We start from the raw sequence: 25240 nt of genomic DNA, 5'->3' as shown, positions 1-25240 counted from the left end.
CTTAGAGCGCGATGGTGGCAAACGGACCGGGGCCGAAGCGCTCGGAAAGTTGCGCAACGGCGATCTCGCCGTTCGACAAGATCCCATCCGACGCCTGCTCGGCCGCCTGATAGATCCAGTCCGGCGAAGAGACGATCGTCTCGCGGATCACCTTGCCGTTCGCCGTGACGCGGACGAGATAGCTCTCGCGTTCCTCCCCCAAGGGCACGTCGAGGCCGGCCCAACTTTCACCGTCGATCCGTGTGCGGCGGATCCAGCTTGCGCGGATGTCGCCGCCGTCGTGCGCGAGGCGCAGATGGCATGGGCGGTAAGGCCGAAGCCCGACGCCTTCGAAAGTTGCGACGGTATAGTCATAGGATGGATCGTCGAGGGGACGGATCGCGGGACCGAAGCGGAAGTGGCGTTCGGTGCCCCTGGCGGCAGAGGGCAGGTCAATCTGGCGCGGGATGCCATCAATCAGGACGAAGCGCGATCCAGGCGGCCAGTCGGCGGGCGCGCCGCCATCGGTGCCCGCCTGACCACGCAGGCGCAGCGAGAGGTCGTAGGTATCCTCCTCGACCAGCTCGGCAGCGGCGAACTGGAACAGCTCCCAATTGCCGGGCGTGCCATCGCCTATTGCAGCGAGGTTACCGCCGGAGAGGATCTGCGCGGGCGAGACGGATTGCAGCGCCCCGCTGACAAGCTTCACTCGGAGAGGTATTCCGCGATCCCAGCGCCCAGGAGGCGCACGGAAGAGCGGGCTTTCGGTTGTGCCGACGATGGCGGCGGCCGCGAAGGTATCTCCAAGCGCGTAGTCGCTGTCCTGCGGCGCAGTGTAGAGGGCGACGGTGCCAGGCCACGGTACGCCTGTGAAGGCGACATGGGGCGCGTGCGGCACCTCGTCCCCACGCATCAGCGGCAGGTCGAGAAAGGTCGCCGCGACCGGAACGGGCGGCACGAAGGAGGGCTGCGGCGCCAGATAGTCCGGCACCTCGTGCGGCCGGTAGCTTTCCGGTTCGACGCGGGTCGCCTCGATCAGGCGGTCTTCGGTCGTTTCGATCCGGTCGACCCGGTAGGAGCCGCCTTGCGGGAGGTCGATGACATCACCCGCGCCAATATCGCTGCGCGATGGCGGCAGCGCGAAGGTCGCCGTGTCGCGAGCGACGCGGGCCTCGGCCAGCCAGCGTTCGGCGATCTGCTGGCCTTCGGCCCGGGTGAGCGTCAGCGAGAGGTCCGATTGCGCAACCGAGGCGCTGTCGTCGCCGGGGAAGACAGCCTCTGCCGCCGCTGAGGCATAATCGACGTCGGCCTCGATGAAGTTGACGCGGACGCGGCCGGAGGTTTCGGCCTTGGCCTGGCGGGTGATCTCGATCGCGCCGGTGCCGTCGCCTTCGACCATCAGGGCGGGATTGACCGTTGCGCCCGCCTTGCCATCGCGGGTCCGGAAGACGAGCTTGCCGCCGCGTTCGATTGCGTCGAAGCCGTAGGCGGTCATCAGCGGCTGAAGCGCGGCGCGTCCGGTGGTGACGTCGCTGGTGACGTAGCCGCGGACGATGCCCCAGAGGGCGGAGACATCGTAGTCGATGATCCCGGCCTCTTCGCAGATCTCGGCCACGACCGATGCGAGCGGTCTTGCCGTCGCACGACCGGTAATCCAGTGGCCACGGGCGTAGTTGGCCCCATCGCTCCAGACCTCGCGATTGTTAGGGAAGAACGGGAAAGGCCGCGCGTCCCAGGCCCAGACATGGGCGCGGGTGGTGTCGACCATTTGGAGGCCGGTCTCGGCCGAAACGGGGTTGTTCTCTGGCAGCGACCAGTGGTGGTGGAGTGCGCGCAGGTATTGCAGCTGCATGAAGTCGTCGCGCAGGCCATTCGAATACTTGGGCAGCGAGGATTCGGACGATTTCGGGTCGAGGAACTTGTTCGGTTCGTTCGTCCCCTTGTCGATTGCGGCGCAGCCGATTTCGGTGAACCAGATCGGTTTCGATCCCGGCATCCAGCCGGTCGGGTCGGCCTGACGCACACCGCCGATCCGTTCGTGATGGGCATTGGACCACCAGTTCTTGATATCCTTGTAGCGCCACACCCACGGCTCTCCATGCGCCTCATCGGTGATGGGCGTCCGGATCTGCGCGGCCTCCGCCTCGGGCGAGGCGTAGTACCAGTCGTAGCCCTCACCGCCCGCGACGTTCGCCGTCAGGTAGTCGAGATTGTAGATCGACCCCCAATGGGCGTCGGCATGGGCATCGCCATCCCGCCAATCGGAGAGCGGCATGTAGTTGTCGATGCCGATGAAGTCGATCGCCTCTTCGGCCCAGAGCGGGTCAAGGTGGAAGAAGCGGTCACCGGTGCCGTCCTGCGGCTGGTAACCGAAGTATTCCGACCAGTCGGCGGCGTAGCCGATTTTGGTGTCCGGCCCGAGGATCTCGCGGACCTCTTGCGCGAGGCGCTTCAGCTGGACCACGGCGGGGAAGCTGTTGCTTTCCCCCCGGATCCAGGTGAGGCCGCGCATCTCTGACCCTATGCAGAAGGCGTCGACGCCGCCCGCGCGCTGGCAGAGATAGGCGTAATGCAGGATGAAGCGACGGTAGGACCATTCCTGTGGCCCGGTATAACGGACTGTGTCGCCGGAGATGTCGAAGTGGTGCGGTTCGGCCTGGCCGAAGAAGGCGGCGACTTCGGTTTCGGCGACGGCCGTGCCGTCGGGCGCGCCCGGCTGGCCGAGCACCTTTGACGACGTGATGCGCCCGCGCCACGGCAGGACGGGCTGGTTGTCGGCATCGCTGTAGGGATCAGGCAAGCCGTTACCGGCAAGTTGCTCCATCAGGATGAAGGGATAGAAGACGACCTTTTGGTCGTGTTCCTGCAGGTCCTTGATCGCTTCGATGACCGAGCGGTCGGACGGCGTGCCGCCATAGACGGCCGCCCCATCCTGCTGGGCAACGAGGGCCGCGGAAGAGCGGTTGGTGCCAGAGACGGCCCAGTCTGCCCCGGTCGGCCATTCGACTTTGGGTTCGATCGTGCAATCGCCGCAGCGCAGGTCGTTGCCGAACCAAGAAACGACGAGGGAAACCGATCCGCAGTTCGGCAATTCCTCCGTCAGGGCGTCGACGGAGGTTTCGAAATCGCCGCGGTTCGACGGCGTGTTGACGTTGACGATCTCGGTCTTGCCATAAGCGATCTGGCGGCGCATCCGCTTCGTCGACAGGGCGTATTCCCCACTGCCGGGCATCATCGCGACGGCATTCACGATCTGCGCCATGTCCTGCTTTGGAAGGTCCCCCGGGACGGGGCGCGTTACCTCGAAAGACAGCTGCGGCACGCGGTTGCCGAACCGGGTGATGTTCAGATCCTCGATCACGACATACGCGATGCCGCGATAGGCAGGCGCATTGCTCGCCCCTTCCACCGCTTCGATCTTGGGATCGGGAAGCTGATCTTCCGTGCCCCTGTAGACCCGCATGTCGAGGTCGGCGGGCGAGATCTCGGTTCCGTCCGCCCAAATCCGCCCGACGCGGCCGATGACGCCTTCGCAAAGGGCCACGGCAAAACTGATCGTGTAGCTGTATTCCTTGATCTCGGGCTCGGACGGGCCGCCGCCCTTTCCGCCCCCACCGCCGCCGCCGCTGAGCTCGATGCGCTCACGAAAGCGGGAGGCCCAGATCACCTGACCGGCGACGCGGGTCCGCCCGTAGATGCGCTGGATCGGCGTGCCTTCGCTGGCGCCGGTCAGGCGGAAGCGGTCGATCCGGCCGACCTCGACCGCTTCGCTGCCCGCGCCCATGAGGCGCTGATCGATGACCCGGCCCAGCGCGGCCCCGGCCGCCCGGCCGATGACAGCGGTCGACAGACCAAGGACGGAGCCGCCGATCGACCCGCCGATCGCCATCCCCGCGGCGGAAAGAACCAGTGTCGCCATTAGTGTGACCCTCCCGGAAAGGCGAAGCGGGCAGCGATGCGCCGCTGCCAGGGGGCGCTGAGCGGGCTTTCGACCACCCCGTGCCCTGAATAGGCGTGAATGAAGGCAGGCTGAGCGCCTGCTGTGGATTGAATGCCGAGGTGCTTTGCGACTGCGCCTGCGCGCATCCGGAAGAGCAGGACATCCCCAGCATTCGCCCGGTCGACCGGTCTAAGCTCCAGATGACGCAGGGCCGCGTGCCAGAGCGTCTCCTCCCCTTGTGGCTCGGACCAGTCGGCGGAATATGGCGGGACGGCTTCCGGTTCTGCGCCGTAGACCTCGCGCCAGACGCCGCGCAACAGGCCGAGGCAGTCGGTTCCCGCGCCGCGGGCGGAGGCCTGATGGCGATACGGGGTGCCGATCCATGCGCGAGCGGCGGTGACGACGGCGCTCATCGCGTACGGCTCCCGCCATCATGCTTGCCGCCGCGGTCAGGCGTGCTGATCAGCCAGTCCTCGCCTGGGATGTCCGGGAAACCACGGAAATTCAGGAAGTTGTCGAACTTGAACTTGCAGGTCTCCACGCGCTTGTCGCAACCCGCGGTGATCGTGAGGCGATCGCCCTCTTTGACCTCCGCCCGGAGCGGCGCCCAAAGCTCAACCACGCGTACGCCGTCGATGACCCGGTCATGCTTGACCACTTCGGAAAGGCCCTGAGCCGCCCCGTCCAGCATCATGAGTGTGCCCCGCTCGAACCAGCGTTCCTCGAACTCAAGCAAGCCGGGAAAACGGAAGACCTCGCCGTCCCCATCTGCGCGGACGCCCTGTTCGGTGAAAAAGCCGTTGATTGTGAGATCGGCCTCGCAGGACGTATCGCCCAAGACAGCGGAACAGCCCGGCTGAAAGACCCGCCCGCGCGGTTCGTTCAGCTTCTCGGCCAGGCCCCGCAGCTCGACCGTGAAAGCCCCGCCCGACCGACGGATCTCGCCAACCGTCCCGCGAAACTGCAACTCGCGCTGATCGGTGTCCGCCCAGTTGACGAGCCACGCCTTGATCTCGGCACCGTCGCAGCGGCCCGCCTCGATGTCGGTGTCCGAAATCGCAGCAGAGGACAGGACACCCATCGCCTCGCTGTTGTCGACGGAAAGCCCCGTCGTCTGGCTGAGCGCGCTGGCCGTCAGACCGCTATCGGCACTGAAGGTGATGCTGTCGAAGACAATATCGCGGTCGTGGTCGGTGAAGCCGTGGACCATGCCGTCTGCCCGGCTGACTGACCAGCACCTAGCTACGCTGGTCGTGCCGGTCTGCAGATGTTCGATCAGCGTGCTCATACCCGCACCTCGACAATCGGGACATTCGGCACTTCGCCCGCACGAAAGCTCGCGACGGAGGTCTGAATGCGATCGATGTCGAACCGGACGGGAACGTCGAATTCAAACCCGGCGGTGATATCGGCCCCCTCCTCAGGCGGCTCGGCGAAGGTGATGAGCCCGCTGGCGAGGTCGATGTCGAAGTCGATGCTTTCCTGCAGCTCAATCTGCTCGATCGCGATCCGTACGGTACCCGAGACTGGTTTCAGGATCGGGCGATCATAGCGCTGGTCGCCGGACGCATAGCGCTTGGTCAGTTGAAACTCTGTCTTGCGGTCTGGCGTCCCAGTGCCGAGCGCCTGATCAAAGGGCGTCACCTCCGCCGAGGGTAGGCACGACTTGTAGTCGCCCCAATCTTTCCAGCGAAACCCGTGAAGCTGCCCCTGCCGCGCCTCGAAGAAGGCGATCAGCGCCTCGACATCGTCGAGCGACCGCAGGCCGACGCCCGCGTCGTAGCGCCGCCGGGAATGGGCCCAGGGCGTGTTCCGTTCCTCGAACCCGTTGGCAAGCGTCACAACCTCGGTCCGCCGCTCGGGGCCCCCGACCGAACCGAAGCTCAGGGCGGCGGGAAATCTTACCTCGTGAAAGCTCATGATGTCCTCCTCAGGCGTTGCGTCGGCCGTGGCCGAGCATCCGGTTCATCTGGACCGCGATCTGCCCATGGCTGCGCTGGAAACCCGCGACGTCTGGCGTGTTGATATTCATGGTCACGTGGGTCGTGCCGCCGCCTTGGGCCCGCACGCCAAGCCTGCCATCCGCACCGCGGGTCAGCGGTATGATCGCCTCCGGTCCCGCCTCGCCCATCAGGCCCATCCCGCCGCGCATGGGGAACGTGACCGGCCCGCTGACGACACCGCCCTTGGCGAACGGCATCACGCGGCCCTGCGAAAACGTCCCACCTTTTTCGAAGGGCATCAGGTCGCTGACGATCGAGTTGATCCCGTCCGAGATCAGACCGCCGAAATGGTCGGTCACCGGCCGCATCGCCGCATTGTAGGCGGTGTCGATGATCGACCGGCCGAGAACGTCCAACGCATCGGCCAGCTTCATTCCATCGAAGGCCAGGCCATCGAAGGCGCGCCGCAAACCCCGGCTGATCCCGCTTTCCAGATTGCCCAGATCGCGCACGGTGCTGTCCATCCCGCTGCGCAGGCTGGCCAGTTCAGCGCCGAAAGCCGCCGTCATTCGGCTTGCCTCGCCAAGGTCGCTTTCCAGCGCGTTGAGCTCTCCGCCCAGATCGTCAAATTCCGCCATTCTCTCCCCCGTCCGCCATGTCCGGATAGGCCGCCGCCAATTCCTCGAGACGCGCCCGGCCGAGCGGCGCGGTCCCGCCGCCCCGCCCGGTCAGAAACATCAGCTCCGCCGGGGTCAGCGCCCAAAACTCCGCCGGGCGCAGGCCCAGCCCCAACATCCCGGCGCGCATTAACCCCGGCCAATCGAGCGCCTTCATGGGCTCGCGAAGGCACGGCTTAGCAAAGCCGCCGCAACCTTGGCCGCGCCCACCGGCCCGCCGCCGATCTCTGCGGTCAGCAGATCCTCCGACCGGCCTTGCCAGCCACCGCCGCGCAGCCCTGCGACGACCAGCGCCAGCACGTCCCGCGACGAAAACCGCCCCTGTTCGAACCGCTCGACAAGATCAATAAGCCCCTCTTCGGCCAACCCAGCCTCAAGCTCGGCCAAGGCCCCCAGCGTCAACTTGCAGACCCGGGCCTGGCCATCGATGACAAGCGTCACCTCTCCTGCGAACGGATTGCCCATCAGAGCGCCGTGAACTGCAGTTCACCGGCCGAGGCCATGGCGACCTCGTACGTCGCCTCGCCCTGCAGCTGGCCCGCATATTCGATCGACGTGATCTGAAACAGGCCTTCGACCGTGCCGAAATCGGGGATGATGATCCTGAGGCTCGGCACTTCGCCGTCGAAGAAAACCTGCCGGAACCGTTCGTCCGTCGCGGCATCCTTGAAAATCCCCGACCCCGAAATCGCGGCGCTTTTCACGCCCGCGCCCACCAGCAATTCGCGCCAGCCGCCCTGGCTTTCCAGCGAGGTCACATCGACGCTTTCCGCGTTGAAGCTGATCCGCGTCGCCCGCAATCCGGCCGCGGTCTCGTAAAGCCCGTCGCCCGTCATGTCGATCTTGATGAGAAGGTCCTTACCGCTCTGAGCTGTCATAAACTTTACTCCTTAATCTACTGATTGCGCGTCATCTTCGACGATCGCACGAAAGATGAGATCGATCCGGCGGACACTCTCCTGAGAGGTCCGCGCGGCCTTCGCCCGCAGGAACACCAGCCCCGCCAGGACACCCCGGTCTAGCGTCAGGTCCGCGGCGGCCAGCGTGTCGCAGACATTGCCCGCCACGTGCTTCGCTCCGCGGAACCCGGCCTCTGAACTGACCACAGACACGGTCAGGTCGTGCCAGGCGACCCGCGCCTCGACGCCTGACCGGTCCCGCACCGTTTCCGGCCCGAGGGTCATGTAGACGTCCGGCACCGTCCCCGAGGGCAGCGCGTCGAAGACCGGCAGTCCGGCGGCGTCGAGCGCACCGTAAATCGCCGTCTGAAGGGCATCCGATATCGCGTAGCTCATGCCGTCACCTCCTCTGCCGTGCAGACCAGGTAGCGGCCGCCCGGATCCCGCTCGCTCACCGCCAGCACGTGAAACACCCGCGACCCGTCGCGGAATCGTTGGCCCGCGACCGGGCGCGACCGGGCGCCTGAGGGCGCGCCACGCACGGTGATCCGGTAGGGCACCTTCGACACCGCCACCTCGACCCCCGCCGCGCGGCGCCCACGCCCCGGCGCCAACTCCGCCCAAAGCGTGCCAAGCACCTCCCAGCCGCCGATGAAGCCTCCTGCCCCGTCGGGTGTTTCGACCGGCGCTTCCAGCACCAGCGCACGGTTCAGATGCGGGCTCATCCCTCACCTCCGCCGAATAGGCGCACGACACGGTAGCGTTCAATCAGCGCCGTCACACCGAACGGCATGCAGCCCTCGCCCAGCGCCGTTTCATGACGGTATTCGTAGTAATGCGCGGCCAGCAGAAGCACCGCCTGCGCCAGGTCCGCCGGCAGCCCCTCCCAGCTTTCGGCAAAGCCCGCGCGAAAACTCAACCGAACAGCCCCGCCCGACGGGATCGTCGGCAATGTGGTTCCAACTGCCGCCAGAACCGGCCGCTGCGCGTCGGGTTCCAGCCGAAAGCGCGATAGCGCCTCGGCGTGCTCGGTCCCATCCGCCTCGATCGTGGTCACGCCGTTCAGCGTTTGCACCGGCGCGATGTAAAGCGGCTGCGCCGCCCTGCCCCGCCACGCGCCGATCCGCAGCGTGAAGTTCCGCGCGATCAGGGCCTTCCCGGTCCGCGCTTCGACAGCAAGGATCGCCGCGCGCAGAAAGCTCTCGAGCAGCCCATCCTGTAGCCCGCTCTCGCCAAAGCCCGTCCCCAGCCGGAGGTGGTCCTTGAATGGTTCGACCGGAAGCGCCTCCACCGGCACCGCGGTCTCTTCGGTCAACATCATCGTCATCTCCAGCTCGAAAGATCTTCATGTGGACGCGCGCCACCGCACCCCTCGGACGGAAGGGAGCAGCTAGACGGTGCGGCTGCCGCGTGACGCGCGCCCGATAGGATGCCCCGCTTGGGGGCATCCCAACCGCAACCCCGGATCAGGAAACCTGGAACTTCAGGACCTTGATCGCCTGGAAGTCGGTGACATCGCCGCCAACGCGCTTGGTCGCGTAGAACAGGACATGCGGCTTGGCCGAGAACGGATCGCGCAGGATGCGCAGGTCCGGCCGTTCGGCGATGGTGTAACCGGCGTTGAAATCACCAAATGCGATCGCGTCCGCCCCGCTGGCGATATCGGGCATGTCTTCGGCGATGAGCACCGGATAGCCGACAAGGCGCGCAGGCTCGCCGGCGGCCAGACCGTCGGACCACAGGAACCGGCCGTCATTGTCCTTGAGCTTGCGGATCTTGCCCGCGGTCTTGGAATTCATGACGAAGGTCGCGTTGGCGCGATATTCGGCACCCAGCGCATAGACCAGTTCGATGATCGCGTCGGCATTGGTGATGTCGCCATCGGTGCCGGTCGGAACATAGCCGATCTCGCCCCACTGCTCGGTGCCCGCAGCGACAACCGGATGGCTCAGGAAGCCACGCGGCTTGTCGACGCCGTTGCCGGTGATGAAGGCTGCGGCTTCCGACCGCGCGAACTTCTGCGCGATGCGGCCCGCAAGCCAGCCCTCGATGTCGAACGCGGCATCGTCCAGCAGACGCTGCGAGGCTTTCGGCAAGGCCGACAGCTCGTGCAGCGGGATCGAGATCCGGTCGATCTTGGGCGTGTCGGTCTCGGCCACGCCGCTCGCCTCAGCGACCCAACCAGCGCCCAGTTCGGTATGATCGACGAGAACGTCGAACGACGTCGCCTCGACCTGCACGACGCTGGCGATCGACCGCAGCGATGCGGTGGAATTCAGCGTCGACTGGATCGTGTCGGACGTCTTGGGATCGACGAGGTAGCCGCCATCGGCCGCAACGCTGGTGCCAAGCGCCTTGCCTTCAAGGTCGAGCCCGCGCAGCCCGTCATCATCACCCGAGCGCAGGTAGGCACCGAAGGCTTCCACATGCGGTGTCTCGGCCTCGGCCTTGGTTTCGAGGGCGGGGCGGCGCGCCGCCAGGGTCTTGCGGTCCAGCATGGTCATGCGGTCATCCTGTTTTTGAAGTCTCAACTGAATGTCGTCTTTGAAGCTCTTGATTTCGCTCGAAAAGGCGCGCATCGCGCCCGCCAGCTCCCCGGCCGGAGACAAAGCCTCCCCGGCCCGAGCCTTCGTCTCGGGTGTGGTCATGGTCTTCCCTTCTCGTGGTCTTCGAAACGCCGGCTCAGGTCCCGGCCAACAGGCGCCGCCCTTCTTCGAGCGCCACCGCCAGATCACGCATCGCCGCCGCGTCAGGGTCGTCCCCCTTGGCGTCGACACGCGCCTCCGGAAGCATCGGGAAGGTCACCAGCGACACTTCCCAAAGCTCCAGTTCCGACAAGAGCCGACCGCCCTTGTCCGATTTTCCCGCCCGGACCGTGCGATAGCCGATCGACAGCCCGTCGATCGCCCCGGCCCGAACCAGGGCCGCCGCTTCGCGTGCCCGCGCGACATCCTCCAAAAGGCGGCCCTTCACGTAGAGCCCGCGCTTGTCCTCGCGCACCTCATCCCAGACGCCGATCGGCTGCGCCGGATCATGCTGCCACAGCATCTTGACGGTCCCGCCGGACTCCTTGAGACGCTTCAAAGATGCCCCGTAAGCTCCTGATGAAACAACATCTCCACCCTGATCACAGATCCCGAACAGCGAGGCGTATCCTTCGATCACCGCCCCCCCGGCCGCCGCCTCGCGTACGGTGACATCGCCGCCCAGACGGCAAAACTTGTGCTCCAGATCCATCAGACCCCTCCTCCCGGCGTCGCCGTCAGGATCGACTGAAACGCCTGCGCCAAAATCACACCCACCACACCGTAAACGGTGAGCCAGAGCCGCCGGTCCAGCCGCTCCATCATCTCTTCGATCTTCACCAACCGCGCATCGAGCTGCGCGAATTGCAGCGCCGCCACCCGTTCATTCGCCGCGATTCGCAGCGCCGGGGCGCAATCAAATGGCTCGAACCCGTCTTTCTCATTCATCGCCCATCTCCACGACAGGCAGCCCCAGCATCCGGCGCTTTTCGACATCGGTCAGGAACCCGGCCTCTCCCACGCGTCGCCAAAGCGCCTCCCGCTCGGCAGACAGCGCCGGCACCTGGTCGAGATCGGCGGCAAGCGTCAGCACCTCGCCTGCGAAATCCGACAGCCAATCGCCCAGCGAACTCAGCACCCGCCCGGCGAGTGGCAGGACCGTCAGCCGGTAGAAGGCCCGGTTCGCCTCCGCATAATTGGCGTAGGTCGCGTCGCCCGGGATCCCCAGCAACATCGGCGGCACGCCGAACGCCACCGCGATCTCCCGCGCGGCCGCCTCCTTCGTTTTCTGGAACTCCATGTCCGACGGCGAAAAGCCCATGGGTTTCCAATCCAGCCCACCTTCCAGCAGCATCGGCCGACCGGCATTGCGCGCGCCCTGGTGCTGGCTCTCCATCTCCATCTGCAGCCGCTCGAACTGATCGGCGCTCAGCTGCCCGTGCCCATCCACACCGCGATAGACGATCGCGCCCGAAGGCCGCGCGGCGTTGTCCAACAGCGCCTTCGACCAGCGCGAGGCCGCATTGTGGACGTCCAGCGCCTGCGCCGCCGCCTGCATCGGCGACAGACCGTAATGGTCATCCTGCGGATGGAAGGCCCGGATGTGGCACACGGGGGAGACGCCGCCGTTCAGATCGAACCGATGCTTGCGCCCCCCCACCGCATACTCATAGGCAACGGGCCAGCCATCCGCGCCGGGCACCAGCCGCATCCGGTCGGACCGAAGGACATGCATCTCCCCCGGCATCTCCTCGCCGACAGCTTCGACATATCCGTTGCCGGTCAGCAGAAGCTGCCCGTAAAGCGATTCCAGAAACGCCTCGCGTCCCTGGGCGCCATTCGGCCGTGTCAGTAAATCGATGACAGGATGGGCATCGTAGCGCGTCGTTCGATCCTGAAGCGTCACCGGCAGGGCGGCGGCAGCCTCTGCGATCAGCTTGACCGCGCGAAAGCCCACCGGATTGCCCGTGAAACCGGTCCGCGTCAGCGAAACCGCATCCCGCGGGCTCCACGCCACACGACCTGCGCTCGCATGCGCGATCACCCGCCCAGTGGCCGAGGCTTTCGCCTCAGGCGCCTTCCGCTTCAGAAAGTCGAACATGCCCGCATCCCCTCGAATCGCTCCGCCGTTTCCAGCGCCGTCGAGGGGCAACCTGCCCGCTATTCCTCAACGCCCCCTTCCGCCTGCGCGCGGTGGGCGTTGCATGAGCTACCCGGTCACCACCGAAATCGGCAGATCCCGGGTGATCCAGCCCGGACCGGCCGGCGATCCCAACATGCCCTCCGGGATATCGATGACATCGGTCAGCCCTGCCGCAGCCATCCGCGCAGCCAGACGCCGCGAGCGGACACCACGTGCGCATATGATAGCGACAGGGCGGCCGTTAGCCGCGGCGGCCACAGATGTCAGGAAATCGTCCCGCCGCATATCTATCGGCACGGCACCTTCCGCGATACCTGTCGCCGTCCATTCGTCAGGCCTACGGATATCGACCAGCAGGATCTCTCCCGCATTGACCGCCCGGTACGCTTCGTCGGGCGTCATCACGGCGCCACTCGCCCCGGCGCCGCCTGACTGCCAGAGTATCGCGGTACCGCCCAGGAGCGCCGCGCCTCCGATCAGAAATGTGCGACGGTCAGTCTGCAACCGGCGCCTCCGACGAGAATTGCGGAATTGCCCGATCAGACGCATCCGCCGCCTCGATACCCGGCCAGTTCCCTTCGGACAGAGAGATGTTGGCAGGAATGTCCTCTTCCCAGAAGGTCACCACATTCGACGTGATGTTGAGGTAGAGCCTGTCGTCTACGATCCGCCAAAGGTTCGGATTGCCCGGCACCTTGCCACCCTGCGCGACGCCATAGGCGCAATGGCCATCATATTGCGGCGCGTAGAAAGCCGGGTCGGTCAGGAACCGCTCCCGGTTCTCCTCTGTCGCGAAAGCGAAGACAGCGCCGTTATACTCCGCCGTGATGTCGGACCGTCCGGGCACCCCGGCAGGTTGCGATTGGCCAACAGGCACCTGCGCCAGGTCACGATAGGCGACCACGTCGTAGCCGGACACCGCAAAACCTGTGTCGTCAACATATTGCGGCCCGGCGAAGGCGGCTCCGGCAAGCCCTGCGAGCAAGGCGGCTGTCATCAGGAATTTCATCGGGAACACTCCAAGTGGATGATGGCCGCACTCTACGCCGCCACTCCTCTTGCGTTACCCCCTCTCGCGCGGAGTTGACCGCCCGCGATTGCGCCGCGAGAAGCGCTGCCGGATGCCGAGCGCCAATCGGAAAAGATAGATAGCGGCAAGGCCAATGACGATGGCGGTGGTGATCGGATTCAGCCACACCTCGATGCGGTGGTACTGTGCCTCAAGGATGTAGCCGGCAAGGGTCAGAAACCCCGTCCAGATCGCGCTGCCAAGTGTGGTCAGCAGCAGGAACCGTGGAAGCGGCATCCGTGAAAGGCCAGCGGGAACCGAGATCAGGGTGCGGATGCCCGGGACCATCCGCCCGAAAAAGACTGCTGCAGCCCCATGCCGGTCAAACCAACCAAGCGCTCGCCTTATGTCGTCAGGCCCCACGGTCAGCCAGAAACCGTGACCATCGACAAACCGGATTAGGCGCCGCTCTCCGAACTTTGCGCCGACCCAGTACCAGAACAAAGCTCCCAGAACCGATCCAGCCGTGCCACTAACCAAAACCGCGACAACATTCAGATCGCCTCTGGCTGCTTTGAAGCCGGCAAGCGGCATAACCAGTTCCGACGGAATCGGTGGGAAAAGGTTCTCCAGAAACATCAGTGCAAAGACGGCAACTGCCCCGCCTGCTTCCATCCAGCCTGAGATGAGATCGAACATGTCAGGGCGACATCATCATCCTGGTCGGCGTCATGCAAGCATCCGGGACCGCTGCACGAAGCGGCCCATCAAAAGAACGCCCGCACAACCCAAACCCGCAACAAGGCCCCACCAGACGCCGACGGCCCCGTATCCCGCTACATGGCCCAGGACATAGCTGAGAGGAATACCAACCAACCAATAGCTCCCCGCAGCCAGCCCCATTGGCCAGGCCGTATCATGCAGCCCCCGCAGAAGCCCCAGCACCATCACCTGCATCCCGTCAGCAACCTGGAACAGCGCCGCCATGAAGATCAGGACGACAGCTACCTTGATCACCTGTGGTGCCTCCGGATCCGACCGATCAAGGAAGATGCCCGCAATCGGTTCCGGAAGCGCGATGAACAGCAAAACGGTGATTAAAGCAAAGAGGCAAGACAAGGTTAGCGCCACACCCGCGCCGCGCATCAGATCCGTCCGGTCCCGCCGTCCATAGGCACTCCCGGCGCGCACCGTCGCCGCATGGCTGAGCCCCAGATGGAACATGAATGTGACCGAGGCCGCCTGCAGCGCGACGCCATGCGCCGCAACCTCCACCGTCCCGATCCAGCCGACCATGATCGCAGCCGCCGCGAAAAGACCTACTTCGCTTAAATGGGTCAACCCGATTGGCAGACCCAGCCGAAACACCTGCGCCATCGCCTCGGTATCCACCCGCCAGATCCGCGAGAAAAGCTTCTCAGCCCTGAAGACGTAGCGGGCGTAAAGCGCCAGCGCGCCGGCCCCGACGCATTGCACAACGACCGAAGCGATCGCAGCACCAGCGACACCAAGTTCCGGAAATCCGAAGCGTCCGAAGATCAGCACCCAGTTCAGCCCAAGGTTCACCAAGGCGCTAAGGATCGTCGCCCAAAGCACCGCCTGCGTCCGCTCAACTGCAGACAAGGCGCTGCGCATTGTGAAAAGGACAAGCGCGGGTGCGATTCCGAGGCCCGCGATCTGCAGGTAAAGCCCAGCATCAGCGGCAAGCTCCTCTGGCTGACCCAGAACCGACAGCAAGCCCGGCCCGACCAGCATCAGCGGCAACATGACGATCCCGAAGCCGACCGAGAGCCAGAGCCCCATTCGGGTCACGCGACGCAGCGTGGTACGGTCCCCCTCAGCATCCGCGGTCGCAACCAAAGGCATGACTGCGAAGGCGAATCCTGCACCAAGCATGATGAACGCGAACAGGACCGAATGGCCCAGAACGCCGGCCGCCAGCGCATCGACGCTATAGCGGCCAAGCATGATGACATCAGTTATTCCGATCGCAAGCGCAGCCAGCTGGCTGCCGATCAACGGCAATCCGAGTTGCAGCAAAGCTTCCGCCTCGCGCCTGTATGGATCTGCATAAGCCATGCCCCGCGCCTAATCGGGACGGATCACAGCTTCAATGGGGTGGCACAAAAGAAAACCGCGCCCGGCCAGCGGACGCGGTCAAAAAAATAAAGAAACACTAAGTCAGTTCTGGCTGGCCGTGTCGGGCGTGCCAGTGCTGCCGTCATCGTCATCGTCATCGTCATCGTCATCACTGGACGCAATCGCCGCAATCACGAGAATACCGGCTGCAACCGCGGCGATCGTGCCAAGGTTACCAGCGGACGTGCCGGGCTGGGACTGTACAACCGGCGGCAGCGGCTCGGGTTCACCGGCTGGAGCAAGAAGACCGCCAGCCGGAGCCAGAGACGGTGTAACAAGGGCAGCTATTGCTGCACCAGCGAGAAGCTTTTTCATGGAGGCCTCCTTAGTCAAAAAGTTCTCTCAACTTGGACATGTAGCAGGCAAATTCTGCTTGTGCAAAGCTTTGACGAAACAAAAGGCGTCGAATAAAAAGATTGGCAGTCTTTCGCCACCTCGTGTCGCGCCAAAAGTCCAGGAATTGAACGCTTCGACCTCAGCGTGCTCCCTTATTTCTATAGCTGTGTGCGACCCGACAAATGTCGGTCGACAGGTTGTCCGCCAAAGCAAAGAAAATTCGTAAAAGTTGAAGTAGTTCTGTCCTGACTGATGCAGGACCCCGTCAAGACGCTGGCAGGCGCATCTCTGCAATCTCGGCCCACCAGGACACACCAGCGGGAATTGCGTCGTCGTTGAAGTTGTATTCCGGGTGGTGAACCATCGCCGTGTCGCCATTACCGACCAGGATATAGGCTCCAGGTCGCTCCTCCAGCATGAAGGCGAAATCCTCTCCCCCCATGACGAGCGGTGCTTCCGAGCAATCCCCCGAGACACGCCTGGCAGCTTCCGCAGCATGGGCGGTCTCGGCATCGTGGTTGACCATCACCGGATAATTTCGGTGATAGTCCACCCGCGCCACCGCGCCAAAGACCGCTGCTTGCCGTTCGGCTATCTCGGTGAGCCGCCGTTCCGCCAGATCCCTTATCTCCGGCGACAAGGTCCGAACGGTTCCTTTCAGATACACCTTCTGCGGGATCACGTTGAATGCGGTGCTTGAGGTCTCGAAAGAAGTTACGGACACAACGATCTGCTCCGTCGGGTCTGCATTCCGGCTTGCGATCGTCTGCAGCGCCGTGACGATCGAGGCAGCGACGATCGTGGTGTCGATCGTCTCCTGCGGCTTGGCGGCGTGACCACCCCTCCCTTCAATTTCGATCTCGAAGATGTCCGTGGCGGCGAAGAACGACCCCGGACGAATCGCAAAGGAGCCGACGGGACGACCGGGCCAATTATGCATCCCGTAGACCTCGTCGATCTTCCATCGGTCCATCAGGCCATCTTCGCACATCTCCCGGCCTCCACCGCCACCTTCTTCGGCAGGCTGAAAGATCACCACAACCGTTCCGGCGAAATTCCGGGTCTCAGCCAGATACTTCGCGGCCCCCATCAGCATTGCAGTGTGTCCGTCATGACCACAGGCATGCATCGCGCCGGGTGTCTTCGATGCATAATCAAGTCCCGTCGCCTCATGGATCGGCAAGGCATCCATATCGGCGCGCAAGCCGATGGTCTTGTCCCCAGGCTTTCGTCCCCGGATCACGCCCACAACGCCGGTCCGGCCAATACCTTCGACCACCTCGTCACACCCGAACGACCGTAGCTTGTCCGCGACAAGGGCCGACGTTCGGTGCGTCTCGAACAGAATTTCGGGATGGGCGTGAATATCGCGCCGCCACTCGGTGATTTCAACCTGAAGATCGGCGATGCTGTTCCTGATCGGCATTTGGGTCTCCTGAAACTGTCCTCTTAGAAATTGCGACGCTCCGGCGTCCCGGCAAGGGCGAGCCGATCACGCCGCGACGAGTCACTCCGCCGCGAGATCGGCGATCAGCCGATCGAGGAACGCTTCCCCGGCTTCGAATTGCGCAACTTCGATGAACTCATCGGCCTGATGCGCCTGCGCGATGTCGCCAGGCCCGCAGACGGCGACAGAATATCCGGCAGCCTGAAAGTGTCCGCCATCCGTGCCGTAACTGACCGTATGGGCACCGTTATCGCCAGTCAGCCGCCGCAAAAGATGTTCCGCTGCGCCATCCTCCTCGGGTTGAAGGCCAGGACCCGGCACGCTCAATTCCACGGAAATCGAGGCGTCGGGTGCGACCTCGCGGATCTCCGACTCGATTCGCGCCGCCTCGGCCCGCAGCTTCTCCAACCATTCGTCTGCGGTTTCATTCGGAACGCAGCGGATATCGGCGACGAACCGGCAGTCCCGCGCGGTGATGTTGTGGGCCGTGCCTCCTTCGATCATCCCCACATGCAGCGTCGTGAACGGGGGATCGAACAGCGCCGCAACCGGCCCTGGCTCGACGGCCATGTTCGCCTCGGTCTGCCGGCGCAGCCACTCAACCAGCCGCGCAGCGGTCATCACGGCTGAGACGCCTTCGTGCATCCGGCTGGAATGCACTTCATGCCCACGCACATGGACTTCGATCCCGTCGCAGCTCTTGTGCCCCGAGACGACCTTCATCCGCGTCGGCTCCCCAATGATCACCGCAGAGGCATCTGGCAGATCCCGGCGCATCGCCGCCGCCAGGTCAGGGGCGCCCAGCAAGCCGATCTCTTCATCCCGGGAGAAAGCAATCTGCAATGGCCGTCTTATCCCCGCCTCAAGCGCTTTCGGCACCGCCGCCAGTGCCAAGGCATCGAAGCCCTTCATGTCGCACGTGCCGCGCCCGTATAGCCGCCCGCGCCGCTCTACGACCGTGAACGGATCGCTTGACCAATCCTGACCATCCACCGGCACAACATCCGTATGCCCCGACAGCACCACGCCGCCCGACACTTCCGGCCCGACATTGGCATAAAGTGACGCTTTCTGCCCCGTCTCATCATAAACGCGATGGGCTTCGACGCCGAACCTTGCCAAGTATTCCTCAACAAAATCTACGAGCGCCAGATTGCTGTCCCGGCTCACGGTCGGAAAGGCCACCAGCCGCTCCAGAAGCGCACGGGCAGACAGGGCTTTCGGCATCCTCAGCATCCTTCAAGTCGGGTGATGAACCACAAGCTGACGCCCCCTGTGGCATAGGTCAAGATCACTGCCCAAATCGCCCGCGTCCCGAAAACCTCCTCTAGGTCACCCCCGGCAAGGGGCTTGCGGGATGGCGGGTTCCTGCTAACGTCGCTCCATCCCGGCAGGACGGAAGGCTGCCGGAGGCAAGACAACAACGATTGTGTAGTTTGGAAAGCGCTGGATGCCCGACGGCACTGCCACACGCAGCGATGTCATCCTTGAAGTGAGCGGCCTGAATACGGTCTTCGACACCAGCGCCGGTGAAGTCCATGCCGTCAACGACGTAAGCTTCGACCTGCGCCCGGGAGAGCTCCTGGGCGTCGTAGGCGAAAGCGGCTCGGGCAAGTCCGTCACCATGATGTCGCTTCTCGGCCTCCTGCCGATGCCGCCGGCGCGGATCCGCAGTGGGACGGTCATGTTCGAAGGCTCCGACCTGCTCAAAGCCAGCGAAAAACGCCTTCGGAAGGTCCGCGGCGGACGCATCGGTTTCATCTTTCAGGACCCGATGACATCACTCAATCCGGTCTTCACTGTTGGCTATCAACTGCGCGAGCCGCTGGTGAAGCATATGGGCCTCTCCAAGGCAGCTGCCCGCGACCGGTCTTGCGAACTCCTGGAGCTTGTCGGCATCCCCGACGCCAAGCGCCGCCTCGCCGACTACCCCCACCAATTCTCCGGCGGGATGCGCCAGCGCGTGATGATCGCCATCGCGCTCGCCTGCGACCCAAAGCTCCTGATCGCGGACGAGCCGACGACGGCGCTCGACGTCACGATCCAGGCCCAGATCCTCGATCTCATGGCCGACCTGCAGGACCGGCTTGGCATGGCGGTGATCTGGATCACCCATGATCTCGGCGTCGTCGCAGGCATCGCAGACCGCGTTATGGTCATGTATGGCGGCCAGATCGTCGAACAGGCCCCAAAGCGCGAGCTCTTCACCAATCCGCAGCATCCCTACACCAAGGCCCTGCTTACAACCATCCCACACATTCGCGGTGTCCGAGCCGAGAAATTGACGGTGATCGAAGGCCAGCCTCCGATCCTATCGGCCGCCCCCACCGCCTGCCCCTTCCGTGATCGCTGCCCAACCGCCATGCCGCGCTGCGCCCGTGAAAACCCGCGCCGCTACGATGTCGGCCACAAGCATGACGCAGCCTGCTTCCTCGTCGAAGGCACTCCCGCCGATGCTTGACGCCCCGCGCTCTTCGCCCAGCGACCGCTCGCTCGTCTCGGTCCGCGACCTCAAGATGCACTTCCCGATCCATGGCGGCCTCCTCCGCCGCCAGGTGGGAGAGGTGAAGGCCGTCGACGGCGTCTCCTTCGACATCGCCGAAGGCGAAACGCTCGGCCTCGTAGGCGAATCCGGCTGCGGCAAATCAACCTGCGGCCGCGCGATCCTGCGCCTCTACGACCCGACCTCGGGCGAGATCATGATGGACGGCACCGAGATCGCGAGGCTGCCGCAGACCCAGCTGCGCAAAATGCGCCCCATCATGCAGATGGTTTTCCAAGACCCGCAAGCGAGCCTCAATCCGCGCATGACGGTCGAGGCGATCATCGCCGAACCGCTCGACGAACACACCTCGATGTCGAAGGCCGAAAAGCGCGAGCGCGTTCTGGAACTGATGGACGCCGTCGGCCTCAACCGCGCCTTCGCGACCCGCTACCCCCACGCTTTCTCAGGCGGGCAGCGCCAGCGGATCGGCATCGCCCGCGCCCTTGCGCTCAACCCGAAATTCATCGTCTGCGACGAACCGATCGCCGCACTTGACGTCTCGATCCAGGCGCAGGTGGTGAACCTGCTGGAAGACCTCCAGCGCCAGTTTGGCCTGACCTACCTCTTCATCTCACACGACCTGTCCATGGTCCGCCACATCGCGACCCGCGTCGCGGTGATGTATCTGGGCAAGATCGTCGAACTGGCCCCGCGCGACGCCCTCTATGGCGAGCCCAGACACCCTTACACCCAGGCGCTCCTCTCCGCCGTGCCGGAACCCGATCCTGACATGCAAGCCGACCGCACGGTTCTGCAAGGCGATGTGCCCTCGCCCGCCAACCCTCCAAAAGGCTGCAACTTCTGCACCCGTTGCCCGCAAGTGATGGGCATTTGCCACGAGATCGACCCCGAATTCCGCGAACTGGCCCCTGGCCATTTCGCCGCCTGCCACCTCTACAATGAGACCTCCCCCAGAACGGAGGCACCGAGGCACAACGAGCCAACCGAAGTCCAACAGGGAGACTTATGATGAAACTCAAAACAGCCCTTCTGGGTGCCGCCGCGAGCGTCGCGGTCACGGGCGCCTGGGCCGACGGCCACGAAGGCGAACGCGGCCGTGACGGGCAGCTCAACATCATCTACTGGCAGGCGCCTTCGACGCTGAACCCGTTCCTCTCAGGCGGCACGAAAGAGATGGAAAGCGCCTCGCTGATCATCGAACCGCTGGTACGCTTTGACTCCCAAGGCGAGATGGTGCCGTGGCTCGCCGAAAGCATCCCGACAGTCGAGGATGGCAGCGTGGCTGAGGATCTGACCTCGATCACCTGGACCCTCAAGGAAGGCGTGCTCTGGTCCGACGGCACCCCATTCACGTCCGAAGACGTCGTCTTCACCTGGCAATATTGCACCCACCCCGAAGGTGGCTGCGCGCAGGCCAGTTACTTCGATGGCGTGTCGGACGTCGTGGCGGTCGATGACCGCACCGTCCGCGTCGAATTCAGCGCGCCCAAGCCCTTCCCTTACACTGCCTTCGTTGGATCGGAGAGCCCGATTATCCAGAAGGCTCAGTTCGAGGAATGCATCGGCGCACGCGCCCCTGAATGCACCGACGCGAACTTCGGCCCCATCGGCACCGGCCCCTTCGTCGTCACCGATTTCCGCCCGAACGATGTCGTAACCTACGAGGCAAACGAAAACTTCCGCGAGGAAGGCAAGCCCGCCTTCGCATCCGTCAACTTCAAGGGTGGCGGTGACGCATTGGCAGCAGCCCGCTCCGTACTGGAAACCGGCGAATTCGACTACGCCTGGAACCTTCAGCTCGCCCCCGAAGTGCTCGACCAGCTCGCCTCGGCAGGCAACGGTCAGGTCGTGACCGCCTTCGCCACCTCGGTCGAGCGTCTGCACCTCAACCAGACCGATCCGTCCCCCTCCCTCGGGGAAGAGCGGGCGACGATGGCCCATCCCCATCCCTTCCTGACCGATCCCATCGTGGGGCAGGCCCTTTCCATGGCAATTGACCGCGATCTGATTGTCGAAGTCGGGTATGGTCCCGCCGGTCAGGTCACCTGCAACGTCCTGCCCGCGCCCGAGGCCTATGCCTCGACCGCCAACGACGATTGCAAGACCCAGGATATGGAGGGTGCCAAAGCCCTGCTCGAGGAAAACGGCTGGACTGACGAAGACGGCGATGGCGTGCGCGAGAAGGACGGCGTGCGTCTCTCTGTCCTCTACCAGACCTCGACCAATGCCGTCCGGCAGGACACCCAGGCCATCATCAAACAGCTCTGGGAAGAACTCGGCGTCGAGGTGGAACTTCGCAACATCGACGCCTCGGTTTTCTTCGGCGGCGATCCGGGCAGCCCGGATACCTTCCAGAAGTTCTATGCCGATATCGAGATGTACACGAACAACTTCGCCGGCGTAGACCCCGAAGCTTACATGGCCAACTGGCGCTGCAACGAGATCCCGTCGCCCGAAACCCAATGGCAGGGCTCGAACATTCAACGCTTCTGCAGCGAGGAATATGATGCCCTCGTCGATCAGATGGCGACGACTTCGGGCCTCGAAGCTCGGGCAGAGCTGGCAAAGCAGATGAACGACATGATCATGCAAAGCTACTCGATCATCCCGCTGGTCCATCGCGGCAACCCCTCGGCCCACGCAAATTCCCTTGGCGGCGTTCAGATGAATGACTGGGATGCCGAGATCTGGAACATCAAGGATTGGTACCGCATCGACGGGTCCTGATCTTTCACAAGGGGCGGCGTCCGCGCCGCCCCAACCACCTTGCCGGGACAGTAAATGTTCACCTTCACCATCCGCAGGACCGCCACCGCGATCCCGATGCTGCTTTTCATCAGCCTCGTGATCTTCCTGCTGCTCGAGCTTGCCCCGGGCGACCCGATGGCCCAAGTCCCCCTGACCGTGCCCGACGAGGTCCGCCAGCGCATGCGCGAGGCGCTCGGCCTCGGCGAACCCGTCCCGATCCGCTTCTACAAATGGATCGTCCAGATGTTCTGGATCGAACCGCAGGTCTTCATTGACTACCTGACCAACCGCAGCTTCCTCCTCGGCTGGCTGCCAGACACTCAGCTTTATAACGGCGAACAGCGCGTCATCTCTTGGCAGAGCCGCTCGCCCGTGATGGACATCATCGTCCAGCGCCTGCCGCAGACGCTCTGGGTCGTCGGTATGGCCTATGTGGTCGGCGTCCTCATCGCGCTGCCCATCGGCATCATCTCGGCCTACCGCCAATACTCCGTCTTCGATCAGGCGGGCACGTTCATCTCGATGATCGGGTTTTCCGTGCCGCCCTTCTTCTCGGGCGTCGTCGTCATCGTCATCTTCTCGGTCCAGCTCGGCTGGTTCCCCTCGATCTATGACACGACCCATACGGTGACCGATTGGGAAAGCTTCAAGGTCCAGCTCCGCCAGATGGTCATGCCGGTCATGGTCCTGGCGCTGCAGACGACCGCCCAGATCAGCCGGTTCATGCGCGCCTCCATGCTCGACAATCTCACGCAGGACTACGTCCGCACCGCCCGCGCCAAGGGGCTGAGCGAGTGGCGCGTCGTCCTCATCCACGTCCTCAGGAACTCGATGATCCCCGTCGTCACGGTCATCGCCCTCGGCGTGCCCTCGATCTTCGGTGGAGCGATCATCACCGAGCAGATCTTCAAGGTGAACGGCATCGGCCAGCTCTTCATCACGGCGCTGCAGGCGAATGACCTGCCGATGGTCCTGACCGTCGCCTTCATCTTCGCCTTCCTCATCGTGCTCTTCAACCTGATCGCCGACATCCTCTACGGCGTTCTCGACCCCCGGATCCGCTATGACTGACCAGACCGCGTCAAAGTCCGCCGCGGCCCCCGCACCGCCCGCCTCCCCGCGGGAGCGTGGTCATTGGGCCAATGTCTGGGCGCAGTTCCGGTCGCACCGTGGAGCGCTGATGGGGTCCGCCGTCTTCCTCTTCATCTGTGCGATGGTCCTCTTCGGGCCGTATATCTGGACGGTCGATCCCGGCTACCAGGACTTCCGCGCCCGCAACATGCGCCACATCCTCGCCTGCTTCTCGCTGCCGTGGGGCGACGTGGCCAATTGCTTCCTCAACCCGTCCGAGATGGTATCGATCAACGTCACCTGGGCCCACCCGCTCGGCACCGACAATATCGGGCGGGACACGCTGGCGCGCCTCCTCTTCGGCGGACGCATCTCGATGGCGGTGGGCCTCACGGCGATGGGCATCGCGCTTTTTCTCGGCACCCTCGTCGGCGTGCTCGCTGGCTATTTCAAGCGCATCGACGGCCTGCTCATGCGCACGACCGACCTCTTTCTCGCGCTGCCCCTCCTGCCTCTCCTCCTGCTGATGGTCCTCCTCTTCCGCGAGCCCCTCTCGGCGGCGTTCGGAACCGAAGGCGGGATCTTCATCCTGATCGTCACCGGTATCGGTATCACTTCCTGGATGCCCACAGCCCGGATCGTCCGCGGCGACGTGCTGGCACTAAAGGAACGCGAATTCGTCCTCGCCGCCCGCTCCATCGGGACGCGCCCCGGCCGGATGATCCTGCGCCATGTCCTGCCGAACGTCATGTCGCCGATCATGGTCTCGGCCACGCTCGGCATCGCCAGCGCCATCATCACCGAAAGCGCGCTGTCCTTCCTCGGCCTCGGCTTCCCGCCCGACTTCCCGACCTGGGGGCGGCTCCTGAACGACGGGGTGCAGTACATGCAGCAATACCCCGAACGGGTCGTCTGGCCGGGACTTTTGATCTCGGTCGTCGTCCTTGCCGTGAACTATGTCGGCGACGGCCTGCGCGACGCGCTCGACCCCCGCATCCGCGGCCGCTAAACAAAAGTGACGCTACGTCACGAACATCGTTCATTGATTTTTGAACATTGTTCATGAATATCGGAGCAGACCTATGAAGGGAGGCCCCGATGACCCGCTACCTGTTCCCGATCGGCTACTGGACCGTCTCGATCCTGTTCGGTCTGATCTCGATCCCGTTGCTCTTGTGGCCCAACCGCAAACCCATGGCCGTCATGCTGCGCGTCTACGCCCGAACGATGGTCTGGCTGCTCGACACGCTTTGCGGCATCGACTTCAGCTTCCGCGGGAAAGAGAACCTGCCGAAGGGCCCCTTCATCGTCGCCGCCAAGCATCAAAGCTGGGGCGATGGCTTCCTCCAGCTGTCGCAGATCCCCGATCTGGGCTTCGTCACCAATGACGGCCTGCTGCGCTATCCGCTGCTCGGCGCGATCTTTCGTAAGCTTGGCGCCATCGTCATCGACTCCGCCGGCGGCCAGGTCTCGCGCAGCAAGATCACCGGGCCAGAACTTACCGCGGCCCGTGCCGAAAACCGCCCGTTCCTGATCTATCCCGAAGGCCGCCTCGTCGCCATCGGCGAGACCGAGCGCTACCGCAGGGGCATCTATCACATGTACCGGTCCTACAATTGCCCAGTCGTCCCCGCCGCCACCGACTTCGGCACCCGCTATCCCCAGCGCGCGCTCTTCCCCCGCCCGGGTCCCGCAACGCTGGAATACCTCGAACCGATCCCGCCGGGCCTCGACAAGGAGACGTTCATGGCCCGCCTCGAAGCCGCGATCGAAAACCGCTCGCTGGAACTGCTCGAAGATCAGGAGGCCGCAGGCACCCTGCCCGAAGGCATCTCCCTGCCGCCGCGTCAGGAACTTCTGCAAGCGGCTTGAAAGTCC

General features: G+C 64.3%; 28 protein-coding genes. 6 read left to right on the top strand and 22 right to left on the bottom strand.

Annotation, left to right across the window (positions count from 1 at the left end; all coding sequences use genetic code 11):
- Window position 1 precedes the first annotated feature (1 nt).
- The 22 genes from AADZ90_RS12840 to argE form a co-directional block, all read right to left on the bottom strand.
- Entirely contained in the window at window positions 2–3898 is a 3897-nt protein-coding gene (locus tag AADZ90_RS12840; RefSeq protein ID WP_367310409.1) for a baseplate multidomain protein megatron, read from the bottom strand.
- Window positions 3898–4332, bottom strand: a complete 435-nt coding sequence (locus AADZ90_RS12835; RefSeq protein ID WP_367310408.1) for an NlpC/P60 family protein — start codon at window positions 4330–4332, stop codon at window positions 3898–3900. The genes AADZ90_RS12840 and AADZ90_RS12835 overlap by 1 nt, the downstream gene beginning before the upstream one ends.
- Window positions 4329–5207 (bottom strand): DUF2163 domain-containing protein, encoded by an 879-nt coding sequence (locus AADZ90_RS12830; protein ID WP_367310407.1) that lies wholly within the window; start codon window positions 5205–5207, stop codon window positions 4329–4331. The genes AADZ90_RS12835 and AADZ90_RS12830 overlap by 4 nt, the downstream gene beginning before the upstream one ends.
- Complete coding sequence (locus AADZ90_RS12825; RefSeq protein WP_367310406.1) at window positions 5204–5839, bottom strand: phage distal tail protein, Rcc01695 family; 636 nt, start codon at window positions 5837–5839, stop codon at window positions 5204–5206. Before AADZ90_RS12825 ends, AADZ90_RS12830 begins: the two co-directional genes overlap by 4 nt.
- A 10-nt stretch (window positions 5840–5849) precedes the next feature.
- On the bottom strand, window positions 5850–6500 hold the full coding sequence (locus AADZ90_RS12820) for a phage tail tape measure protein (protein WP_367310405.1): 651 nt from the start codon (window positions 6498–6500) through the stop codon (window positions 5850–5852).
- The gene (locus AADZ90_RS12815; RefSeq protein ID WP_367310404.1) at window positions 6487–6696 is read right to left on the bottom strand and encodes a rcc01693 family protein; all 210 of its coding nucleotides are present in this window, start codon (window positions 6694–6696) and stop codon (window positions 6487–6489) included. Before AADZ90_RS12815 ends, AADZ90_RS12820 begins: the two co-directional genes overlap by 14 nt.
- The gene (locus AADZ90_RS12810; protein ID WP_367310403.1) at window positions 6693–7004 is read right to left on the bottom strand and encodes a gene transfer agent family protein; all 312 of its coding nucleotides are present in this window, start codon (window positions 7002–7004) and stop codon (window positions 6693–6695) included. The genes AADZ90_RS12815 and AADZ90_RS12810 overlap by 4 nt, the downstream gene beginning before the upstream one ends.
- Window positions 7004–7417, bottom strand: a complete 414-nt coding sequence (locus tag AADZ90_RS12805) for a phage major tail protein, TP901-1 family (RefSeq protein ID WP_367310402.1) — start codon at window positions 7415–7417, stop codon at window positions 7004–7006. Before AADZ90_RS12805 ends, AADZ90_RS12810 begins: the two co-directional genes overlap by 1 nt.
- 12 nt (window positions 7418–7429) lie before the next feature.
- Entirely contained in the window at window positions 7430–7834 is a 405-nt protein-coding gene (locus AADZ90_RS12800; protein WP_367310401.1) for a DUF3168 domain-containing protein, read from the bottom strand.
- On the bottom strand, window positions 7831–8163 hold the full coding sequence (locus AADZ90_RS12795) for a head-tail adaptor protein (RefSeq protein WP_367310400.1): 333 nt from the start codon (window positions 8161–8163) through the stop codon (window positions 7831–7833). The genes AADZ90_RS12800 and AADZ90_RS12795 overlap by 4 nt, the downstream gene beginning before the upstream one ends.
- Window positions 8160–8759, bottom strand: a complete 600-nt coding sequence (locus AADZ90_RS12790; RefSeq protein ID WP_367310399.1) for a head-tail connector protein — start codon at window positions 8757–8759, stop codon at window positions 8160–8162. The genes AADZ90_RS12795 and AADZ90_RS12790 overlap by 4 nt, the downstream gene beginning before the upstream one ends.
- A 145-nt stretch (window positions 8760–8904) precedes the next feature.
- Window positions 8905–10086, bottom strand: coding sequence for a phage major capsid protein (locus AADZ90_RS12785; protein WP_367310398.1), 1182 nt, complete (start codon window positions 10084–10086; stop codon window positions 8905–8907).
- A gap of 34 nt (window positions 10087–10120) precedes the next feature.
- Window positions 10121–10675, bottom strand: coding sequence for an HK97 family phage prohead protease (locus AADZ90_RS12780; RefSeq protein ID WP_367310397.1), 555 nt, complete (start codon window positions 10673–10675; stop codon window positions 10121–10123).
- Window positions 10675–10911: a GTA head formation protein, RCAP_rcc01685 family gene (locus AADZ90_RS12775; protein WP_367310396.1), complete on the bottom strand. Its 237-nt coding sequence runs from the start codon at window positions 10909–10911 to the stop codon at window positions 10675–10677. Before AADZ90_RS12775 ends, AADZ90_RS12780 begins: the two co-directional genes overlap by 1 nt.
- The gene (locus AADZ90_RS12770; protein ID WP_367310395.1) at window positions 10904–12064 is read right to left on the bottom strand and encodes a phage portal protein; all 1161 of its coding nucleotides are present in this window, start codon (window positions 12062–12064) and stop codon (window positions 10904–10906) included. The genes AADZ90_RS12775 and AADZ90_RS12770 overlap by 8 nt, the downstream gene beginning before the upstream one ends.
- Before the next feature lie 108 nt (window positions 12065–12172).
- On the bottom strand, window positions 12173–12610 hold the full coding sequence (locus tag AADZ90_RS12765) for a rhodanese-like domain-containing protein (RefSeq protein WP_367310394.1): 438 nt from the start codon (window positions 12608–12610) through the stop codon (window positions 12173–12175).
- Entirely contained in the window at window positions 12600–13115 is a 516-nt protein-coding gene (locus tag AADZ90_RS12760) for a YHS domain-containing (seleno)protein (RefSeq protein ID WP_367310393.1), read from the bottom strand. The genes AADZ90_RS12765 and AADZ90_RS12760 overlap by 11 nt, the downstream gene beginning before the upstream one ends.
- Window positions 13116–13169: 54 nt before the next feature.
- On the bottom strand, window positions 13170–13814 hold the full coding sequence (locus tag AADZ90_RS12755; RefSeq protein ID WP_367310392.1) for a DedA family protein: 645 nt from the start codon (window positions 13812–13814) through the stop codon (window positions 13170–13172).
- 30 nt (window positions 13815–13844) lie between these two features.
- Window positions 13845–15194 (bottom strand): MATE family efflux transporter, encoded by a 1350-nt coding sequence (locus AADZ90_RS12750; protein ID WP_367310391.1) that lies wholly within the window; start codon window positions 15192–15194, stop codon window positions 13845–13847.
- Window positions 15195–15296: 102 nt separating this feature from the next.
- Entirely contained in the window at window positions 15297–15569 is a 273-nt protein-coding gene (locus tag AADZ90_RS12745) for a hypothetical protein (RefSeq protein WP_367310390.1), read from the bottom strand.
- 286 nt (window positions 15570–15855) lie between these two features.
- Window positions 15856–17016 carry a M20 aminoacylase family protein gene (locus tag AADZ90_RS12740; RefSeq protein WP_367310389.1) on the bottom strand — a complete coding sequence of 387 codons (1161 nt, stop codon included), beginning with the start codon at window positions 17014–17016 and terminating at the stop codon, window positions 15856–15858.
- Window positions 17017–17097: 81 nt separating this feature from the next.
- Window positions 17098–18264: an acetylornithine deacetylase gene (gene argE, locus AADZ90_RS12735; RefSeq protein WP_367310388.1), complete on the bottom strand. Its 1167-nt coding sequence runs from the start codon at window positions 18262–18264 to the stop codon at window positions 17098–17100.
- 223 nt (window positions 18265–18487) lie between these two features.
- Between argE and AADZ90_RS12730 the strand changes: the two genes are divergently transcribed.
- From AADZ90_RS12730 to AADZ90_RS12705, 6 genes are all read left to right on the top strand, one after another.
- The gene (locus AADZ90_RS12730) at window positions 18488–19498 is read left to right on the top strand and encodes an ABC transporter ATP-binding protein (protein ID WP_367310387.1); all 1011 of its coding nucleotides are present in this window, start codon (window positions 18488–18490) and stop codon (window positions 19496–19498) included.
- Window positions 19491–20552 carry an ABC transporter ATP-binding protein gene (locus AADZ90_RS12725; protein ID WP_367310386.1) on the top strand — a complete coding sequence of 354 codons (1062 nt, stop codon included), beginning with the start codon at window positions 19491–19493 and terminating at the stop codon, window positions 20550–20552. The genes AADZ90_RS12730 and AADZ90_RS12725 overlap by 8 nt, the downstream gene beginning before the upstream one ends.
- A complete protein-coding gene (locus tag AADZ90_RS12720; protein WP_367310385.1) occupies window positions 20552–22270 on the top strand; it encodes a peptide ABC transporter substrate-binding protein in 1719 nt (572 codons plus the stop codon). The genes AADZ90_RS12725 and AADZ90_RS12720 overlap by 1 nt, the downstream gene beginning before the upstream one ends.
- Window positions 22271–22324: 54 nt before the next feature.
- Entirely contained in the window at window positions 22325–23362 is a 1038-nt protein-coding gene (locus tag AADZ90_RS12715; RefSeq protein ID WP_367310384.1) for an ABC transporter permease, read from the top strand.
- Window positions 23355–24371 (top strand): ABC transporter permease, encoded by a 1017-nt coding sequence (locus AADZ90_RS12710; protein ID WP_367310383.1) that lies wholly within the window; start codon window positions 23355–23357, stop codon window positions 24369–24371. The genes AADZ90_RS12715 and AADZ90_RS12710 overlap by 8 nt, the downstream gene beginning before the upstream one ends.
- An 89-nt stretch (window positions 24372–24460) precedes the next feature.
- Window positions 24461–25234 (top strand): lysophospholipid acyltransferase family protein, encoded by a 774-nt coding sequence (locus AADZ90_RS12705; RefSeq protein WP_367310382.1) that lies wholly within the window; start codon window positions 24461–24463, stop codon window positions 25232–25234.
- Window positions 25235–25240 lie beyond the last annotated feature (6 nt).

Origin of the sequence: Aestuariibius violaceus (assembly GCF_040779325.2) — a bacterium.
GTDB lineage: Bacteria > Pseudomonadota > Alphaproteobacteria > Rhodobacterales > Rhodobacteraceae > Aestuariibius > Aestuariibius violaceus.
Note: the sequence above shows the minus strand (reverse complement) of the source record. Positions and strands in the feature narration are given on the sequence as shown.

What these genes read in the sequence shown, in the direction of transcription:
- AADZ90_RS12730 (WP_367310387.1), top strand. Translation starts at nt 18,488, where the DNA reads ATGCCCGACGGCACTGCCACACGCAGCGATGTCATCCTTGAAGTGAGC.
- AADZ90_RS12820 (WP_367310405.1), bottom strand. Translation starts at nt 6,500, where the DNA reads ATGGCGGAATTTGACGATCTGGGCGGAGAGCTCAACGCGCTGGAAAGC.
- AADZ90_RS12715 (WP_367310384.1), top strand. Translation starts at nt 22,325, where the DNA reads ATGTTCACCTTCACCATCCGCAGGACCGCCACCGCGATCCCGATGCTG.
- AADZ90_RS12755 (WP_367310392.1), bottom strand. Translation starts at nt 13,814, where the DNA reads ATGTTCGATCTCATCTCAGGCTGGATGGAAGCAGGCGGGGCAGTTGCC.
- AADZ90_RS12825 (WP_367310406.1), bottom strand. Translation starts at nt 5,839, where the DNA reads ATGAGCTTTCACGAGGTAAGATTTCCCGCCGCCCTGAGCTTCGGTTCG.
- AADZ90_RS12740 (WP_367310389.1), bottom strand. Translation starts at nt 17,016, where the DNA reads ATGCCGATCAGGAACAGCATCGCCGATCTTCAGGTTGAAATCACCGAG.
- AADZ90_RS12815 (WP_367310404.1), bottom strand. Translation starts at nt 6,696, where the DNA reads ATGAAGGCGCTCGATTGGCCGGGGTTAATGCGCGCCGGGATGTTGGGG.
- AADZ90_RS12840 (WP_367310409.1), bottom strand. Translation starts at nt 3,898, where the DNA reads ATGGCGACACTGGTTCTTTCCGCCGCGGGGATGGCGATCGGCGGGTCG.
- AADZ90_RS12785 (WP_367310398.1), bottom strand. Translation starts at nt 10,086, where the DNA reads ATGACCACACCCGAGACGAAGGCTCGGGCCGGGGAGGCTTTGTCTCCG.
- AADZ90_RS12725 (WP_367310386.1), top strand. Translation starts at nt 19,491, where the DNA reads ATGCTTGACGCCCCGCGCTCTTCGCCCAGCGACCGCTCGCTCGTCTCG.
- AADZ90_RS12745 (WP_367310390.1), bottom strand. Translation starts at nt 15,569, where the DNA reads ATGAAAAAGCTTCTCGCTGGTGCAGCAATAGCTGCCCTTGTTACACCG.
- AADZ90_RS12830 (WP_367310407.1), bottom strand. Translation starts at nt 5,207, where the DNA reads ATGAGCACGCTGATCGAACATCTGCAGACCGGCACGACCAGCGTAGCT.
- AADZ90_RS12705 (WP_367310382.1), top strand. Translation starts at nt 24,461, where the DNA reads ATGACCCGCTACCTGTTCCCGATCGGCTACTGGACCGTCTCGATCCTG.
- AADZ90_RS12750 (WP_367310391.1), bottom strand. Translation starts at nt 15,194, where the DNA reads ATGGCTTATGCAGATCCATACAGGCGCGAGGCGGAAGCTTTGCTGCAA.
- AADZ90_RS12710 (WP_367310383.1), top strand. Translation starts at nt 23,355, where the DNA reads ATGACTGACCAGACCGCGTCAAAGTCCGCCGCGGCCCCCGCACCGCCC.
- AADZ90_RS12795 (WP_367310400.1), bottom strand. Translation starts at nt 8,163, where the DNA reads ATGAGCCCGCATCTGAACCGTGCGCTGGTGCTGGAAGCGCCGGTCGAA.
- AADZ90_RS12810 (WP_367310403.1), bottom strand. Translation starts at nt 7,004, where the DNA reads ATGGGCAATCCGTTCGCAGGAGAGGTGACGCTTGTCATCGATGGCCAG.
- AADZ90_RS12770 (WP_367310395.1), bottom strand. Translation starts at nt 12,064, where the DNA reads ATGTTCGACTTTCTGAAGCGGAAGGCGCCTGAGGCGAAAGCCTCGGCC.
- AADZ90_RS12790 (WP_367310399.1), bottom strand. Translation starts at nt 8,759, where the DNA reads ATGATGTTGACCGAAGAGACCGCGGTGCCGGTGGAGGCGCTTCCGGTC.
- AADZ90_RS12780 (WP_367310397.1), bottom strand. Translation starts at nt 10,675, where the DNA reads ATGGATCTGGAGCACAAGTTTTGCCGTCTGGGCGGCGATGTCACCGTA.
- AADZ90_RS12805 (WP_367310402.1), bottom strand. Translation starts at nt 7,417, where the DNA reads ATGACAGCTCAGAGCGGTAAGGACCTTCTCATCAAGATCGACATGACG.
- AADZ90_RS12760 (WP_367310393.1), bottom strand. Translation starts at nt 13,115, where the DNA reads ATGAAATTCCTGATGACAGCCGCCTTGCTCGCAGGGCTTGCCGGAGCC.
- AADZ90_RS12720 (WP_367310385.1), top strand. Translation starts at nt 20,552, where the DNA reads ATGAAACTCAAAACAGCCCTTCTGGGTGCCGCCGCGAGCGTCGCGGTC.
- argE (WP_367310388.1), bottom strand. Translation starts at nt 18,264, where the DNA reads ATGCCGAAAGCCCTGTCTGCCCGTGCGCTTCTGGAGCGGCTGGTGGCC.
- AADZ90_RS12800 (WP_367310401.1), bottom strand. Translation starts at nt 7,834, where the DNA reads ATGAGCTACGCGATATCGGATGCCCTTCAGACGGCGATTTACGGTGCG.
- AADZ90_RS12775 (WP_367310396.1), bottom strand. Translation starts at nt 10,911, where the DNA reads ATGAATGAGAAAGACGGGTTCGAGCCATTTGATTGCGCCCCGGCGCTG.
- AADZ90_RS12835 (WP_367310408.1), bottom strand. Translation starts at nt 4,332, where the DNA reads ATGAGCGCCGTCGTCACCGCCGCTCGCGCATGGATCGGCACCCCGTAT.